This is a genomic window from Acidisoma sp. C75, from assembly GCF_054665095.1.
In genome coordinates, this window is sequence record NZ_BAAFHD010000009.1 from 1 (window position 1) to 14219 (window position 14219).

15 protein-coding genes are annotated in these 14219 nt (G+C 67.4%); 10 read left to right on the forward strand and 5 right to left on the reverse strand.

Annotated features, from left to right (window positions below; translation table 11 throughout):
- From infB to ACYQ7X_RS12685, 3 genes are all read left to right on the forward strand, one after another.
- The coding region (gene infB, locus ACYQ7X_RS12675) for a translation initiation factor IF-2 (protein ID WP_459697400.1) at nt 1-2048 on the forward strand (2048 nt) is incomplete at its 5' end.
- Nucleotides 2018-2446, forward strand: a complete 429-nt coding sequence (gene rbfA / locus ACYQ7X_RS12680) for a 30S ribosome-binding factor RbfA (protein WP_459697401.1) — start codon at nt 2018-2020, stop codon at nt 2444-2446. The genes infB and rbfA, both read left to right, overlap by 31 nt.
- Nucleotides 2447-3751: 1305 nt before the next feature.
- Nucleotides 3752-4327: a MarR family winged helix-turn-helix transcriptional regulator gene (locus tag ACYQ7X_RS12685; protein ID WP_459697402.1), complete on the forward strand. Its 576-nt coding sequence runs from the start codon at nt 3752-3754 to the stop codon at nt 4325-4327.
- A 226-nt stretch (nt 4328-4553) separates the two neighbouring features.
- Here the strand turns inward: ACYQ7X_RS12685 and ACYQ7X_RS12690 are convergent, their stop codons facing one another.
- On the reverse strand, nt 4554-5297 hold the full coding sequence (locus ACYQ7X_RS12690) for a YqgE/AlgH family protein (RefSeq protein ID WP_459697403.1): 744 nt from the start codon (nt 5295-5297) through the stop codon (nt 4554-4556).
- Between the two features lie 174 nt (nt 5298-5471).
- Here ACYQ7X_RS12690 and ACYQ7X_RS12695 point away from each other — a divergent pair, with 174 nt between their 5' ends.
- Genes ACYQ7X_RS12695 through ACYQ7X_RS12715 form a run of 5 tightly spaced genes read left to right on the forward strand, consistent with a single transcriptional unit; the run spans nt 5472 to nt 7550 of the window.
- Entirely contained in the window at nt 5472-5951 is a 480-nt protein-coding gene (locus ACYQ7X_RS12695; protein ID WP_459697404.1) for a redoxin family protein, read from the forward strand.
- A 40-nt stretch (nt 5952-5991) separates the two neighbouring features.
- Nucleotides 5992-6387, forward strand: a complete 396-nt coding sequence (locus ACYQ7X_RS12700) for a hypothetical protein (protein WP_459697405.1) — start codon at nt 5992-5994, stop codon at nt 6385-6387.
- An 11-nt stretch (nt 6388-6398) separates the two neighbouring features.
- Nucleotides 6399-6794 carry a hypothetical protein gene (locus tag ACYQ7X_RS12705; RefSeq protein ID WP_459697406.1) on the forward strand — a complete coding sequence of 132 codons (396 nt, stop codon included), beginning with the start codon at nt 6399-6401 and terminating at the stop codon, nt 6792-6794.
- A 2-nt stretch (nt 6795-6796) separates the two neighbouring features.
- Nucleotides 6797-7096 (forward strand): hypothetical protein, encoded by a 300-nt coding sequence (locus ACYQ7X_RS12710; protein ID WP_459697407.1) that lies wholly within the window; start codon nt 6797-6799, stop codon nt 7094-7096.
- Nucleotides 7097-7109: 13 nt separating this feature from the next.
- A complete protein-coding gene (locus tag ACYQ7X_RS12715; RefSeq protein ID WP_459697408.1) occupies nt 7110-7550 on the forward strand; it encodes a DUF29 domain-containing protein in 441 nt (146 codons plus the stop codon).
- A gap of 327 nt (nt 7551-7877) precedes the next feature.
- On the opposite strand, the gene ACYQ7X_RS12720 is transcribed toward ACYQ7X_RS12715, so the two are convergent.
- The 4 genes from ACYQ7X_RS12720 to ACYQ7X_RS12735 all read right to left on the reverse strand — a co-directional run bounded on the left by ACYQ7X_RS12720 (nt 7878) and on the right by ACYQ7X_RS12735 (nt 12102).
- Entirely contained in the window at nt 7878-8150 is a 273-nt protein-coding gene (locus tag ACYQ7X_RS12720) for a DUF2312 domain-containing protein (RefSeq protein WP_459697409.1), read from the reverse strand.
- A 102-nt stretch (nt 8151-8252) separates the two neighbouring features.
- Entirely contained in the window at nt 8253-8558 is a 306-nt protein-coding gene (locus ACYQ7X_RS12725) for a DUF1244 domain-containing protein (protein WP_459697410.1), read from the reverse strand.
- A 22-nt stretch (nt 8559-8580) separates the two neighbouring features.
- Nucleotides 8581-10200, reverse strand: coding sequence for an electron transfer flavoprotein-ubiquinone oxidoreductase (locus tag ACYQ7X_RS12730; RefSeq protein ID WP_459697411.1), 1620 nt, complete (start codon nt 10198-10200; stop codon nt 8581-8583).
- 120 nt (nt 10201-10320) lie between these two features.
- Nucleotides 10321-12102, reverse strand: a complete 1782-nt coding sequence (locus ACYQ7X_RS12735; protein WP_459697412.1) for a tetratricopeptide repeat-containing sulfotransferase family protein — start codon at nt 12100-12102, stop codon at nt 10321-10323.
- A 103-nt stretch (nt 12103-12205) separates the two neighbouring features.
- On the opposite strand from ACYQ7X_RS12735, the gene ACYQ7X_RS12740 reads away from it, so the two are divergent.
- Nucleotides 12206-12556 carry a DUF167 domain-containing protein gene (locus tag ACYQ7X_RS12740; RefSeq protein ID WP_459697413.1) on the forward strand — a complete coding sequence of 117 codons (351 nt, stop codon included), beginning with the start codon at nt 12206-12208 and terminating at the stop codon, nt 12554-12556.
- A 197-nt stretch (nt 12557-12753) separates the two neighbouring features.
- Complete coding sequence (gene pyk / locus ACYQ7X_RS12745; RefSeq protein WP_459697414.1) at nt 12754-14202, forward strand: pyruvate kinase; 1449 nt, start codon at nt 12754-12756, stop codon at nt 14200-14202.
- Nucleotides 14203-14219 lie beyond the last annotated feature (17 nt).

Consider the following 14219-nt stretch of genomic DNA (forward strand, 5'->3'; position numbering starts at 1 on the left):
CGGCCGAGACGCTGCGCCTCAAGCCTTCGCTCCGCCCCGGGGATGAGGAAGAGGATGCGCGCCCCGTGCGCCGCCCCGGCGGCAACAGCCCCTCCGCCGCGCCGCGCAAGCCCGCCGTCGTCGCCCCCAAGAAGGGCCCCGACGACCGCCGCCGTGCCGGCAAGATCAACGTTCAAGCCGCCATTGAGGGTGACGACGAGCGCGTGCGCTCGGTCGCCTCGATGCGCCGCCAGCGGGACCGCGAGCGCCGCCAGGCGGAACTCGAGCGCCTGCGCAACGACCAGGTGAAAGTTGTGCGAGACGTCGTGCTTCCGGAGATGATCACCGTGCAGGAACTGGCGAGCCGCATGGCCGCCCGCGCCGGCGACGTGGTCAAGACGCTCATGAAGATGGGCGTGATGGCGACCATCACCCAGACGATCGATGCCGATACCGCCGAGCTGGTGGTGCAGGAATTCGGCCACCGCGTGAAGCGCGTGGCGGAGAACGACGTCGAACTCGGCCTCGAAGGCGAGGTGGACGAGGAAGAGGATCTGGAGCCGCGGCCCCCCGTCGTCACCATCATGGGCCATGTCGATCACGGCAAGACCAGCCTGCTCGACGCGCTGCGCAAATCCGATGTGGCGGCGGGCGAGGCGGGTGGCATCACCCAGCATATCGGCGCCTACCAGATCACCACCGCATCCGGGCAGAAGATCACCTTCATCGATACGCCGGGCCATGCGGCCTTCACTGCCATGCGCTCACGCGGCGCCTCCGTCACCGATATCGTGGTGCTGGTGGTGGCGGCCGATGATGGCGTGATGCCGCAGACGATCGAGGCGATCAGCCACGCCAAGGCGGCGGACGTGCCGATCATCGTCGCCATCAACAAGATGGACAAGCCCGGCGCCAACCCGGAGCGCGTGCGCAACGAATTGCTGCAGCACGAGATCGTGGTCGAAAGCCTCGGTGGCGACACGCAGGAAATCCATGTCTCGGCGCTCAAGCGCACCGGGCTCGACAAGCTGGAGGAGGCGATCCTCGTCCAGGCTGAAATGCTCGATTTCCGCGCCAACCCGATGCGCGATGCGGAAGGTGCCGTCATCGAAAGCCGGCTCGATCGCGGGCGCGGCCCGGTGGCGACCGTCCTCGTGCAGAAGGGCACGCTCTGGCATGGCGATATCCTCGTCGCCGGCGCGGAATACGGCCGGGTGCGCGCGCTGATCGACTGGAACGGCGAGAACGTGAAGACCGCCGGCCCCTCGATGCCGGTGGAAGTGCTCGGGCTTTCCGCGGTCCCCGCGGCGGGCGAGCACTTCATCGTCGTCGATGACGAGCAGCGGGCGCGCGAAATCGCCGAATTCCGCCAGCGCAAGCTGCGCGACAAGGCTGCCGCCGGGGCGATCGCCGGGCGCGGCACGCTCGACCAGATGCTCGCCCGCATCCAGGCCGGCGTGCAGAAGGAAGTGGGCGTCCTCATCAAGGCGGACGTGCAGGGCTCGGCCGAGGCGATCCAGGTCACGGTCGTCAAGCTCGGCAATGACGAGGTGAAGGTGCGCGTGCTGCTCGCCGGCGTCGGCCAGATCTCGGAAAGCGATATCCAGCTCGCCAAGGCTTCCAACGCCGTCATCGTCGCCTTCAACGTGCGGGCGACGAGCCAGGCGCGGGAACTGGCGCAGCGCGAGAATGTCGATATCCGCTACTACAGCATCATCTACGAAGTGGCGGACGATATCGAGAAGCTGGTGCGCGGCCGCATGGCGCCGAAGGTGCGCGAGAACTTCCTGGGCTATGCCGAGATCCGCAAGGTGTTCGACATCACCAAATCCGGCAAGGTCGCCGGCTGCATGGTGACGGAGGGGCTGGTGCGGCGCGGCGCCGGGGTGCGCCTGCTGCGGGACAATGTGGTGATCCACGAGGGCGACCTCTCCCAGCTCAAGCGCTTCAAGGACGATGTGCGCGAAGTGGCGCGTGGCTACGAATGCGGCCTCTCCTTCGCCGGCTTCCAGGATCTGCGCGAGGGCGATGTGGTGGAATGCTACGAGCGCGAGCTTGTGCCGGCGTGAGCACGGCGCAGGCCCCCTCGCAGCGGCAGCTGCGCGTCGCCGAGGAGATCCGCCACGTTCTGGCTGGCATCTTCGCGCGGGACATGATCCGCGATCATGAGCTGAGCGGCATCGCGATTACGGTGACCGAGGTGCGGATCAGCCCCGATCTGCGCCATGCCACCGCCTATGTGACGCGCCTCGGGCGGAGCGATGTTGACAAGCTCCTGCCCGCGCTCGGCCGTGTGGCGCCCTTCCTCCGTCGGGAGTTGGCGCGCGCGCTCCGCCTGCGCGTAGCGCCCGAGGTGCATTTCCTCGCCGATACCTCGATCGACTATGCGATGGAGGTCGATAGCCTGCTGCACCGGCCGGACGTGCAGCGCGATCTCGCGGCGGCGAAAGCCAAGCCCGCGGATTAAATGCGGCACTGGCCGGAGAGCGCCTCCGGCCACCGCGCGGCCCGCGCCTGTGGCTTAACCCCCGGTGCCGGCGGGTGTAGAGAGGCTCGCCCGCTTTCGCCTGTGGCGATGAGCGCCTGTCTCCACCCAGTCCCTCCCGAACATCGAACCGCGCCCGGGAACGGCGCGGCAGCTGCGCGGCTGGCCTGCCGCGACGGGATTGGCCGAGAGCAGATCCCGCTCGGATCGATCGGATGGGACAAGGCGATCAGCCCCGGATGCACTCCAGGCAGTCATTGAGCGGTGATCGGAGGTGGCGTGCCGGCTGGCTTCGCGGCGGCGACACCCCCGGCGTTTCGCCGGCGCGCGGGGTGAATCCAGCCTCGCATAAAGTTATGAAATCAAAACAAATGAGCGTCTCGCGCTGTCGTCGTCGAGGCTGCAAGCGCGCCTGTGGCTTGGGCAACTGCGGGGCCACCGCGCCGACGGTTGCCTTTGCAAACCGCCTCTTGGGCGGTGGGGGTAAAATCCCAAGCACAGAACCTCGATACTTGGTGCTGTGTCGCATTTGAGAACCGAGCAGACATTTGAATTGCAACGGATGCTTGCGATGCGCCATGGCCCGACCGAGAGGCTTCGCGGCGCCGGGCTTTGCTCCCCCGTGCCCCGGCTCGTCCCGCCATGATGGCGTCGCGCAGGCGGATCATGGACATGCCCGCCCGGGAGGGGCGAGCGGCGCCCGCGGACGGGGTGGCGGCCTGTGCCGACTGGTTGTCTCCCACCCGGCCTCCTTGCCGCCGCTTGGCCGAGAGATCATACCGCGGCGGATGGTATGATGATCAATCTCCCCAGCGCCGAGAGCCGGGAGAGGCCGGGTTGGCCGGTCGGAGATTCGTGGAGACGGCGCATCCTTTCTTGGTTTTGGCTGTCGTTTTTTCCAGTCAAGCTGCTATATGAGGATAAGGTCTTTCATTGGCCGGCTGATAACTGATTGCATCGGCATCCCCCGGAAAAACGCTTGCGCATGACCGGAAGAGGTATAGGCCCTGGGAGATGTGTTGGTTTGTCATGTTGCGGTAATGCGAGGTTGCTAGCGCTGGGTGCGGTGACAGCCCGAAGCCAATATCCTCTGCGTTTTTGCTCAATTTTCGCCGGAAATTGCAGAATTCTGTTGGTTTCGTAATAAAATTAATTTGTTGCGGCGCGGATCGATATGATAATTGCCGCTAATTGACTGGGAAATTTCTAACCTAATACTTAACACTTTCGGTCAGGGTCCGAAGCAACGCTTGGAAAATGATCGTAACATTGAAAGGAGTGTGACTCGTGCTGGATCGGCAGGTAACGAAGCGCAAGCGGGGCGAAGAGATGCGGGCGCCAGATGCGGCGGCAACCACGGGCCGTGCCGCGGCCGTGGCGGGGGGTACGGTGATCGCCGCGGATCGGTATGTGCCCGGTCTCGTCCGCGCGGTCGCTAACAAGCTTGAGGGCGGCGCCTCGCGCTTCTACCGCAAGAATTACGGAATCGGCCTCTCAGAGTGGCATATTCTGGTAGCGCTAGCAGCGGACCCGTGGATCACCTCTCCGGTGCTCTGCAAGAATGCCGGGCTCGACAAGGCGGCCGTGAGCCGCAGCCTGGCGCGGATGGAAGAGCAGGGGCTGGTTTCCTCCCGCGATACCAGCGGCCGCTCGCGCGCGACGGCGCTGACCGCCAAGGGCCGCCGCCTGCATGACCGTATCGCGCAGGTTGCCTTGCAGCGGGAAGAGCAGTTGCTGGCGGAATTTTCCCCGAAGCAGGTGGACAGCCTGATCGGCCTGCTCACCGCGCTCTCCAAGGCGGCGGCGGGGCTCACCGATGCGGCGCCGCGTGGCGCCGGGCGGCGAAAGAAGGCGGCGGAGTAAGCCGATAGTCTAGGAGCGGTTCAAGGTCGCGGATGCGCGTCTTGAACCGCTCGCGGTTTCTATTTGTGCGCACATCGTGCCGGCCAGACGGTGCCGCCTGACGCGGTATGGCGGCTACCTCCCGGCGAGCCTGGCCGAGCCTGCCTGGATCGGCCCCCGGCCTTGATCCGCGCTTCACGCAAGCGAATGTCAGCCGATCGGATCAGGCGTAGCTGACGATCGGCCCTCAGGCATGGCCCGCGGCTGGGGAGAGCGCGGCCGGGGTGATGTGCATCTTCGCCATCGCACGGTGCCAGCGGCTCTCATTATCCGCATCGAAGATCAGCGCCTCATCGGCGGCGATGGAGAGCCAGGCGTTGTCTGCGATCTCGGCCTCCAGTTGCCCCGGCCCCCAGCCGGCATAGCCGAGCGCCAGCAGGCCCGTGCGCGGGCCGCCGCCTTCGGCCAGGGCCTTGAGAATGTCGAGGCTCGAAGTCAGCGCGAAATCCCCGGCGACCGGCAGGCTGCTTTCCGCCATCCAGTCCTTGCTATGCAGCACGAAGCCGCGCGTCGTCTCCACCGGGCCGCCGGCGCAGAGGCGCAGCTCCCGCTCCGGCGGGGCGGGAAGGATCTCCAGCTGGCGGAGCAGGGTGGCGAAGGTGAGGCTCGGCACCGGGCGATTGAGCACGAGGCCCATCGCCCCATCCTCGCCATGGGCGCAGAGCAGGATGACGGCTTGGGCGAAAGCCGGGTCCGCCAGGCTCGGCATGGCGACGAGGATCTGCCCGGCGAGGCGATCCGCCGCGCGGGCGGCAAGTGCCTCACCCGGCTGGGCGCCGACCTGCGCCCCGCTTTGCGCGCCGCTCGCGCCATGCGCGCCCATACGCGCTTCGGCGCCTCTCCCGGTGGCGCCCGTCGCCTCGCGCGTCTGCCCGGCCTTGTCCGCCTCGGTGCCGGCATTCACGCCGTCCTTGCCGCTCCCTGACACCATGTCGCGCCGCCCGATCCTGCTACGCCCAGCCTTATCCATGCCTGATTATCCAGCCCTTTGCCTTAATGGTGCAAGAACACGGCCCCTTTCACAAAACCCCGCGCGGCCTATGCTGCGCCGCCGAGCCGGACGGCATTCCGCCGCCCCGCGCCATGAGACCGAGGGATGAGAGACATGATCAAGATTGGTGACACCATACCGGATGTGACCGTGACGGCCGTAACCCCCGATGGTCTGGCCCCGATGAGCGTGGCCGAGATCTTCAAAGGCAAGAAGGTGGTGCTCTTCGCGGTGCCTGGCGCCTTCACGCCGACCTGCAGCGAAAAGCACCTCCCGGGCTTCATCGAGCATGCCGAGGCTCTCCGCGCCAAAGGGGTGGATACCATCGCCTGCATCGCGGTGAATGATGGCTTTGTGATGCGCGCCTGGGGGAAAGATCAGGGCACCGAGGGCAAGATCCTCATGCTCGCCGATGGTTCGGGCGATTTCACGCGTGCGGTCGGGCTCGAACTCGATCTCACGACGCGCGGGCTCGGCATGCGCTCGCAGCGCTACGCCCTGATCGCCGAGGATGGGGTTGTGCGCTTCCTCGGGGTCGAGGAAGGGCCGGCTTTCGAGGCCAGCAAGGCGGAGACGGTGCTCGCCGCCCTTTAGACTAGACGCGGCATCTGGTCGGATGGAAGCATCCGACCAGATGAGGATGCGTAAGCCTCTTCGCTGCCCTCTCCTGGCTCGTCATGAAGAGCTTCACCATCGCCACCGGCTTCGTCTTCCAGGCGTCTTCGCAACGACGGAAATGGGCCTCGCCATGATGTGCTTCCGCCTCATCTCCACCCTGCCGCACCACATCCCGGCAATCGCCGGAATGAGCAGCATCAGCCGCGTCGATAGCGACCGCTTCGCTGACGAGACAACCGGGCGCGGCATGGAGCGGGCCACCGGGAAGGTGAGAGATCTCGCACAGGATGCAATTGCTGCTCTGGGGCCCGACGCAAAGCAGGGGAAACAAAGTGAGAACTCACGGAGCCCCGAGAACGATGCTACTATTCAGGCTACGATGCGCAATGCGGGCCGCCAGCAAGAGGACTGAAGGAGGTTAAGATGTCGCTCAACGCATTAGAGTATGACAAGCTCTCTCGCATCGCTCGGGCGACTGCGCAGATTGCGGACAATTCCGTCAATTCCGTGTCTCTGGACCGCTACTCTGAGCTTCGGCGCGCGTTCGACATGATGATCCTCAACTACGAGGACATGAAAGCATCGCGCGACTACTGGAAACGCGAGCAGCAGGCCATGGAAGAGAACCGGGATGTGTTCAAAAATTGGGGGGAGACGCTCGCAAGACAATTCGATGCGAAGGTCGCTGAGCTCAGAGATCTCCGAGCGGTGGCCGCGCAGGCAGAGGCCGAAGTCGGCACGCTGCGCCAGCGCGCTGAGCGGGCGGAAGCCGAACTCGCCGCTCTGAAGGCGTCGCTCGCCCAGGGTGAGCAGGGCTGACCATGCGCAGGTGGACAATCGGGCTCGCATTGCTGGCGGGCTGCAGCCTGTCCGCCTGCGCCCAGGGCAATATCCGCTCCGCCTCCTCCTACGACGCGCCACCCGCGCCGGCCGTCAAGCAACCGCTGTTCGATCCCTACGGGGCCTACGGCTCGGTTCCCGCCGTCTGGCAGCCGCCCGTCGCGTTTCGCAGCGACACGATCGTTAAGCCCTCTGATCCCGTGGATCAGGGCGACCGGCCGGATTATGAACATGCTCCCTGGGCCGCTGACCAGAAAGCCGCCCAGGCCGGCACCTTCTGAGGGGGCAAGGCAGATGCCTGAAGGGTCTCTCTACGACCGCGACTTCTACGCCTGGGCCAACGAGCAGGCCGCCCTGCTCCGCGCCGGCAAGCTCGCCCAGGCCGACATCGAGCATATCGCCGAAGAGATCGAGAGCATGGGACGCACCGAGAAACGCGAGCTGATCAGCCGTCTCGCCGTCCTGCTGACCCATCTTCTCAAATGGCAATACCAGCCGGTGCGCCGAGGCGCGTCCTGGGAGGTCACTATCAGCACTCAGCGCCGCGCGCTCGATCGCCACCTCAAGGACAATCCCAGCCTGCGGTCGAAGCTGGATGAAGCCATCACGGATGCCTACCTCGACGCCCGCGGCGCGGCTTACGCAGAAACGGCGTTGCCGAAAGCCACCTTTCCACCCGAATGCCCCTGGTCCTTCGAGCAGATGATGGATGAGAGCTTCTGGCCGGACGCCTGACCGGCCAGAAACGTCATCTTGGCCAGAGGTTTCGCTGCCTCGATGGCATCTGCAGGCAGCTCGGCGCTATTGCCAGAGAGCGCGACTACTGCAAGCGCGGGTACGACACCATGGCGGACAACCGCGATGTGCCGCGAGATTGGGACCAAAAGATCAAAGCAGAGGCTGAGGAACAGATCGCAGATCTTCGGGCAGGCTGAGCGGAGGCGGAACGCACCGCTCTGAAGGCCTCTCTCGCACCTGCGGGCGAGCAGGGCTGCCCATCTGGCCAGCCGGAACCGGTGATCGGGCAGGGCGGTCGGCCGCGACCGCCCCTCCCGTTTTTGATCACATGCCGAGCGCGCGGCGATAGACATCGAGGAGCGTCTCCTGCTCCTCGACCTCGGCGGGTTCTTGCTTGCGGATGCGGATGAGCTGGCGCAGCACCTTCACGTCGAAGCCAGCCGATTTCGCCTCGGCGTAGATATCCTTGATGTCGCTGGCGAGGGCCTTGCGCTCCTCCTCCAGCCGCTCGATCCGCTCGATGATGCTGCGCAGCCGGTCGGCCGCGATATTGCCCTGAGAGGCGGCGTCGGTGGTTTCGGGGGAATCGAACGCCATGGGCAAGCTCCTTTATCCTGAACGCGCGTGAGCGCGGGGAGGTAGCCCGCCCCCGCCCCGGCGGTCAATCCGCGCGGCGCACGGCCGCGGCCGCGCGCCGCTTCAGGCGCCGGCGCTGCTGCCCTCGGCCTTGGTGAAAGCCGCCTGCTGGGCAGGGCTCGCCGGCTTCTGGTGCTTTTCCTGCCATTCCTTATAGGGCATGCCATAGACATGCTCGCGCGCCGCGGCGTCGGTGATGGCGACGCCCATGCTCTCCCCCGCCTCGCGATACCAGCGCGCGAGGCAGTTGCGGCAGAAGCCGGCGAGGTTCATCAGGTCGATATTCTGCACCTCGGGGCGGCTTTGCAGATGCGAGACGAGGCTGCGGAAGGCCGCCGCCTCCATGGCGATGCGGGTATTGTCGTCCATACGCGTGCACTCCCCCTGGAAATTACATGCCGCCGGGATAGTTCGGCCCGCCGGAGCCTTCCGGCACGGACCAGTCGATATTCTGGCACGGATCCTTGATATCGCAGGTCTTGCAATGTACGCAGTTCTGGGCGTTGATTTGCAGGCGCGGGGCGCCCTCTTCGATGCCGACCGCCTCATAGACCCCGGCCGGGCAATAGCGGCTCTCGGGGCTCTGGAACTTCTCCCAGTTCTCCCGCCGCCACAGCGCCGCATCGCGCAGGCGCAGATGCACCGGCTGGTTCTCCTCGTGATTGGTATTGCTGACGAAGACCGAGGACAGCCGGTCGAAGGTGAGCACGCCGTCCGGCTTCGGATAGGCGATGCGCTGCTCTTCGCGCGCGGGCTCCAGCGTCTCGTTATCCGCATGCGGGTGATGGAAGGTCCAGGGCGCGCGGCCGCGCAGCAGCACGGTATCGGCCGCCGCATAGAGAAAGCCGCCGAGATTGCCGAACTTGGCGAAGGCCGGGCGGATGTTGCGCACCGCCGAAAGCTCGGCATGCAGCCAGCTCGCGCGGAGCTTGTCGGTGAAGGCCGTGGGTTCGGCCGCGCCCGCGGCGCGGGCCTCGGCCACCGCCTCGGCCGCCATCATGCCGGATTTCATCGCCGCATGCGTGCCCTTGATCTTGGGCACGTTGAGGAAGCCCGCAGCATCCCCCACCAGCGCGCCGCCGGGGAAGGTGAGGCGGGGGATGGATTGCAGCCCGCCTTCGCTCAGCGCCCGCGCGCCATAGGCGATGCGCCGCCCGCCCTCGAAATGCCGCCGCAGATGCGGATGCGTCTTCAACCGCTGCATCTCGTCGAACGGGGAGATCCAGGGGTTCCGATAGTCGAGCCCGATGACGAAGCCGTAGGAGACGAGGTTATCGCCCAGGTGATAGAGCCAGGAGCCGCCATAGGTGCGGCTATCCATCGGCCAGCCGAAGCTATGCTCGATGAGGCCACGCCGATGGTTGGTGGCCGGGATTTCCCAGAGTTCCTTGATGCCGAGCCCATAGGTCTGCGGATCGACGCCCTGGCGCAGATCGAAGCGCGCCATGATCTGCTTGGAGAGGCTGCCGCGGCAGCCCTCGGCGAAGAGTGTGTAGGGCGCGCGGAGTTCCATTCCCGGCTGGAAGTTCGGCCCTGGCGCGCCGTCCTTCTCCACCCCCATATCGCCGGTGACGATGCCGGCGATGCGGCCACCCTCCTCGATCAGCCCGGCGGCGGCGAAGCCCGGATAGATCTCGACGCCGAGCGCCTCCGCCTCGCGGCCGAGCCAGCGCACGACATCGCCGAGCGAGACGATGAAATTGCCCTTGTTGTGCATCTGCGGCGGCGTCGGCAGGCGATAGGCGCTCTCCTCGGTGAGGAAATAGAACCGGTCCTCCTTCGCCTCGGTCTCGAGCGGGGCGCCGCGCTCCCGCCAGTCGGGGAGAAGCTCGGCGAGGGCGCGCGGCTCGATCACCGCGCCCGAGAGGATATGGGCGCCGACCTCGCTGCCCTTCTCGACGACGCAGACGCTGGCTTGCGGATCGAGCTGCTTGAGGCGGATGGCGGCGGCGAGGCCGGCCGGGCCCGCGCCGATGATGAGGGTGTCGAATTCCATCGATTCGCGCTGCATGCGCCCCGCTCCTTGCCGTTGTAGCCGCCGCCGATCACTGCCGCGCGCCAGTGATGCCCGCGGCCTCGATCCTGCGCAAGCGGGCGGCGGGCGGCTTGTTCGCGCCCGCCTTGGCCGTCGTCAGGACAAGTCGTAGCCCAGCCGCTCGATATGCGGCCGCAGGATCGGCAGGACGGGTTCGAGCTCGGCGCGGTAATGCCGCCAGCGCCCGACGGAGCGATCGTAGAGCGGCTCGGCCACCTGGGCATAGCTCGCGGTGCGGGCATAGCGGCGGTTTTCGTGAAAGGTCAGGCAGGCCGGCTCGAAAGCGAGGCCGAGCAGATCGAGCACGCCGCGCATCGTCTCCTCCTGGCGGCTGACGATCGCCTCGTAGCGGATGGCGAAGTAGCGCAGCGCCGGGATCTCGGCCCGGTAATGGGCGATGAGATCCTGGACGCGGGCGTAATGCAGCGCCGCGGTTTCGAGGGAGGCGCCGCAGCAATGGCCATGGGTGAAGAGGTTGGAGAAGGCGGAGACCATCACGTCCAGCGGATGGCGGATGAGGTGCAGCAGCGGGCTCTGCGGGAAGATGAGGTGGATGAGGCCGAGATGCGTCTCGTTCAGCGGCATCTTGTCCGTCACGTAGCGCTGGCCTGGCGCGGCGAGGCCCATCTGCCGCAGGCGGCCGAGATAGAGATCGCGCAGATGATCGAGGCCGAGCCGCTGATCCCCCATCCAGAGTTCCGAGAGCGCCTCCGGATAGGCGAGCGGGCTGCCGAGCAGCCGCGGCAGGCTGAGGGTGAGTTCGTGGACAAGCGGCAGCTCGTCGCCGGCGGCGATGGCGGAATGGGCGGAGAGGCTCTGCTCCAGCAGGGTGGTGCCGGAGCGGGGGAAGCCCAGGATGAAGAGCGGCTCGGCGACATCCGCCCGCCGCTCGGCGCGCGGCAGCAGCGCGAGGCGGGAGGCGGTGAAGAAGCCGCGCAGCCGCGCCTGTTCGGCCGCCGCCGCCGCATCGCCATAGGCGATGCCCGAGAGGCTGCGCGCCCGCTCCTTGCCGGTGGCGAAGGCGGCCCAGGCATCGGCATGGCGGCCGAGCTTGTCGAGCAGGCGGCCCTTCTCCAGCAGTTCGGCCGCTCCCAGGCCCTGCTCGCGCGTCTCGCCGAGCGCATCGAGCAGCGCGATCGCGGCCTCGCCTTGACCGGTGCGGCCGAGCAGCGTCGCGCGGATCAGCCGCAGCTGCGGATCGGCGGGGAAGGCGGCCTCGGCGCGGTCGAGGATGGCGGCGGCGGCCTCGAAGCGGCGATCGGCCTCTTCCAGCCGGGCGAAGCCGATCAGCGTCTGGCGCACCAGCGGCGCGGCGGCGAGGGATTCCTCATAGAGCGAGCGCGCCTCCGCCATGCGGCCCTGGTTCTTGAGGTTCCAGGCGAGATTGGCGAGCAGGATGGGGTCTCGCGCATTGGAGAGCGCGAGCACCTGGCGGTAATGGTATTCTCCGCTCTGCGGCCGGTTCGCCTCCGTCAGGATCATCGCCATGAGATTGTGTGCGGCCGGGCTTTCCGGCGCGACGCGGAGCGCGTTGCGCGCCTCGACCTCTGCCTCGTCGAGCCGCCCGCGCCCGAAGAGGGCGAGGCTGAGGGCGAGGAGTGCGGCAAGGTTGTTCGGATCAAGCGCGGTGATGCGCCGGAGCAGCCGCTCCGAGGCCACCGGCAGGTTCTGCCGCTGGCGCAGCTCGGCGAGCAGCGCGAGGGCGGGCAAGGCGTCCGGCGCGAGTTCGAGGAGATCGACGAGCAGCGTCTCGCCACGGGGCGTATCGCCGGCCGCGAGCGCCGCCTGCGCCTCGGCCAGCATGGGCTGCAACCGGGCAAGCACGGCCGGGCGGGTGCGATCCGCCAGGCGCCAGGCGCAGCATCGCCCGGGTCTCAAGCCGCTGCCACAATCGCAAAGCCGCGCCGTCGCCATAGTGCCTCGGTAAGGTTCTGATATGATACGGTCCCGCAATAGAAACTTTTCGTTAAGTATTGTCGAGATGCAGATGGATGCGGTGCCTTTCAGCCGGGAAGCGGACGGCCTCGTGCTGGCGGTGCGGCTGACGCCGCGCGCCGCGCGCGATGCGCAGGGCGGGGTCTCGATCGGTGCCGATGGCAGGGCCGTGCTGCAGATCCGCCTCACCGCGCCGCCGGTGGAGGGGGCGGCCAATGCCGCGCTCATCGCCTTCCTCGCCCGCGAACTCGGCCTGCGTCAGGCAGCGATTACGCTCCGCGCGGGTGCGACCGCCCGCCTCAAGCGGCTGCACCTCGCGGGGGAGCCGGAAGCGCTGGCCGCCCGCCTCGCGCACTGGATCGGCCAGGCCGCGCCGGGTGGCCGGGGCGGCGCTTGAGCCGGCAAGGCCCGAGGCGGCGGAAGGAGAGGCGAGGGGAGAAGCGGCGCGGCAGGGGAGGGGGTTGATTCCCGCGCGCACCCGTGGCTCATGGCGCGCGGAGCCGGTCGGCACGTCGCATCCCGCCTTGCCGCGCCTGCCCCGGTCTCTCTCTGTTTCGGGCTTCGGCCTGTCCTCCTGCACTGGGACGCCCCGACATGTCGCTCAACCGCACGCCGATCGCTTCACAGCGGCTTCGTCGCCGCCGCCGCACGAAGATCATCGCGACGCTCGGGCCGGCGAGTTCCACGACGGAGATCATCACCCGCCTGTTCCAGACCGGCGCGGATGTCTTCCGGCTGAATTTCAGCCATGGCAGCCATGATGACCACGCGGCCCGCATCGCCTCGATCCGCGAGGTCGAGAAGCGGTTCGATCGGCCGATCGGCATTCTCGCCGATGTGCAGGGGCCGAAGCTGCGGGTCGGCCGTTTCGGCGGCGGCAAGGTGCATCTGCAGACCGGCCAGACCTTCCGGCTCGACCTCAACCCCACGCCCGGCGATGCCCGGCGCGTCAACCTGCCGCATCCCGAAATCATCGCCGCCGCCCAGATCAACAGCCATCTGCTGCTGGATGACGGCAAGCTGCGCCTGCGCGTCACCCATAAGCGGGACGATCATCTCGAAACCGAGGTGATCTTCGGCGGCCCGCTTTCCGACCGCAAGGGCGTCAACGTCCCCGATGTCGTGCTGCCCATTCCCGCGCTCACGGTGAAGGACCGGCAGGATCTCGATTTCGCGCTCAACGCCGGGGTGGATTACATCGGCCTCTCCTTCGTGCAGCGGCCGGAGGATGTGATCGAGGCGCGCGAGATCGCGGACGGCCGGGCCTGGATCATGGTGAAGATGGAAAAGCCCCAGGCGCTCGAAAATCTCGACGAAATCATCCGCCTGTCGGATGCGGTGATGGTCGCGCGCGGGGATCTCGGCGTCGAACTGCCGCCCGAGGAAGTGCCGCTGGCGCAGAAGCGCATCGTCCGTGCCGCGCGCCAGATGGGCCGGCCGGTGGTGGTCGCGACGCAGATGCTGGAGAGCATGATCTCCGCCCCGGCGCCGACGCGGGCGGAAGCCTCGGACGTGGCGACCGCGGTGTTCGACGGCGCGGATGCGGTGATGCTCTCGGCGGAAAGTGCCGCCGGGCAGTATCCGATCGAGGCGGTCAATATGATGGACCGGATCGTCGCGCGGGTGGAGCAGGATGGCGGCTGGCGGCAGATCACCGATGCCTCCTGCCCCGAGCCCGAAGGCTCGGCGCCCGATGCCATCGCCTCCGCCGCGCGGCAGATCGCCCATACCATCAAGGCGCCGGCCATCGCCGCCTTCACCGATAGCGGCGTCACGGCGCTGCGCGTCGCCCGCACCCGGCCCGATTGCCCGATCCTCGGCCTCACCCCCCGGCCGGAGACGGCGCGGCGGCTCGCCGTCGTCTGGGGCGTGCATGCGGTGATCGGCAAGGATGTCGATTCCTTCACCGAAGCCGCCGAGGAAGCGCGCGAGGAGGCGCGGCAGGAGAATATGGCCCAGCCCGGTGAGCAGATCGTGTTGACGGCGGGCGTGCCCTTCCGCCAGTCCGGCGGCACGAATATGGTGCATGTCACCAAGATCTGAACCCGCCTGAGCAGAGG

What these genes read in the sequence shown, in the direction of transcription:
- ACYQ7X_RS12740 (WP_459697413.1), top strand. Translation starts at nt 12,206, where the DNA reads ATGCAGATGGATGCGGTGCCTTTCAGCCGGGAAGCGGACGGCCTCGTG.
- ACYQ7X_RS12725 (WP_459697410.1), bottom strand. Translation starts at nt 8,558, where the DNA reads ATGGACGACAATACCCGCATCGCCATGGAGGCGGCGGCCTTCCGCAGC.
- ACYQ7X_RS12700 (WP_459697405.1), top strand. Translation starts at nt 5,992, where the DNA reads ATGAGGATGCGTAAGCCTCTTCGCTGCCCTCTCCTGGCTCGTCATGAA.
- pyk (WP_459697414.1), top strand. Translation starts at nt 12,754, where the DNA reads ATGTCGCTCAACCGCACGCCGATCGCTTCACAGCGGCTTCGTCGCCGC.
- ACYQ7X_RS12695 (WP_459697404.1), top strand. Translation starts at nt 5,472, where the DNA reads ATGATCAAGATTGGTGACACCATACCGGATGTGACCGTGACGGCCGTA.
- ACYQ7X_RS12690 (WP_459697403.1), bottom strand. Translation starts at nt 5,297, where the DNA reads ATGGTGTCAGGGAGCGGCAAGGACGGCGTGAATGCCGGCACCGAGGCG.
- ACYQ7X_RS12705 (WP_459697406.1), top strand. Translation starts at nt 6,399, where the DNA reads ATGTCGCTCAACGCATTAGAGTATGACAAGCTCTCTCGCATCGCTCGG.
- ACYQ7X_RS12715 (WP_459697408.1), top strand. Translation starts at nt 7,110, where the DNA reads ATGCCTGAAGGGTCTCTCTACGACCGCGACTTCTACGCCTGGGCCAAC.
- rbfA (WP_459697401.1), top strand. Translation starts at nt 2,018, where the DNA reads ATGCTACGAGCGCGAGCTTGTGCCGGCGTGAGCACGGCGCAGGCCCCC.
- ACYQ7X_RS12730 (WP_459697411.1), bottom strand. Translation starts at nt 10,200, where the DNA reads ATGCAGCGCGAATCGATGGAATTCGACACCCTCATCATCGGCGCGGGC.
- ACYQ7X_RS12720 (WP_459697409.1), bottom strand. Translation starts at nt 8,150, where the DNA reads ATGGCGTTCGATTCCCCCGAAACCACCGACGCCGCCTCTCAGGGCAAT.
- ACYQ7X_RS12710 (WP_459697407.1), top strand. Translation starts at nt 6,797, where the DNA reads ATGCGCAGGTGGACAATCGGGCTCGCATTGCTGGCGGGCTGCAGCCTG.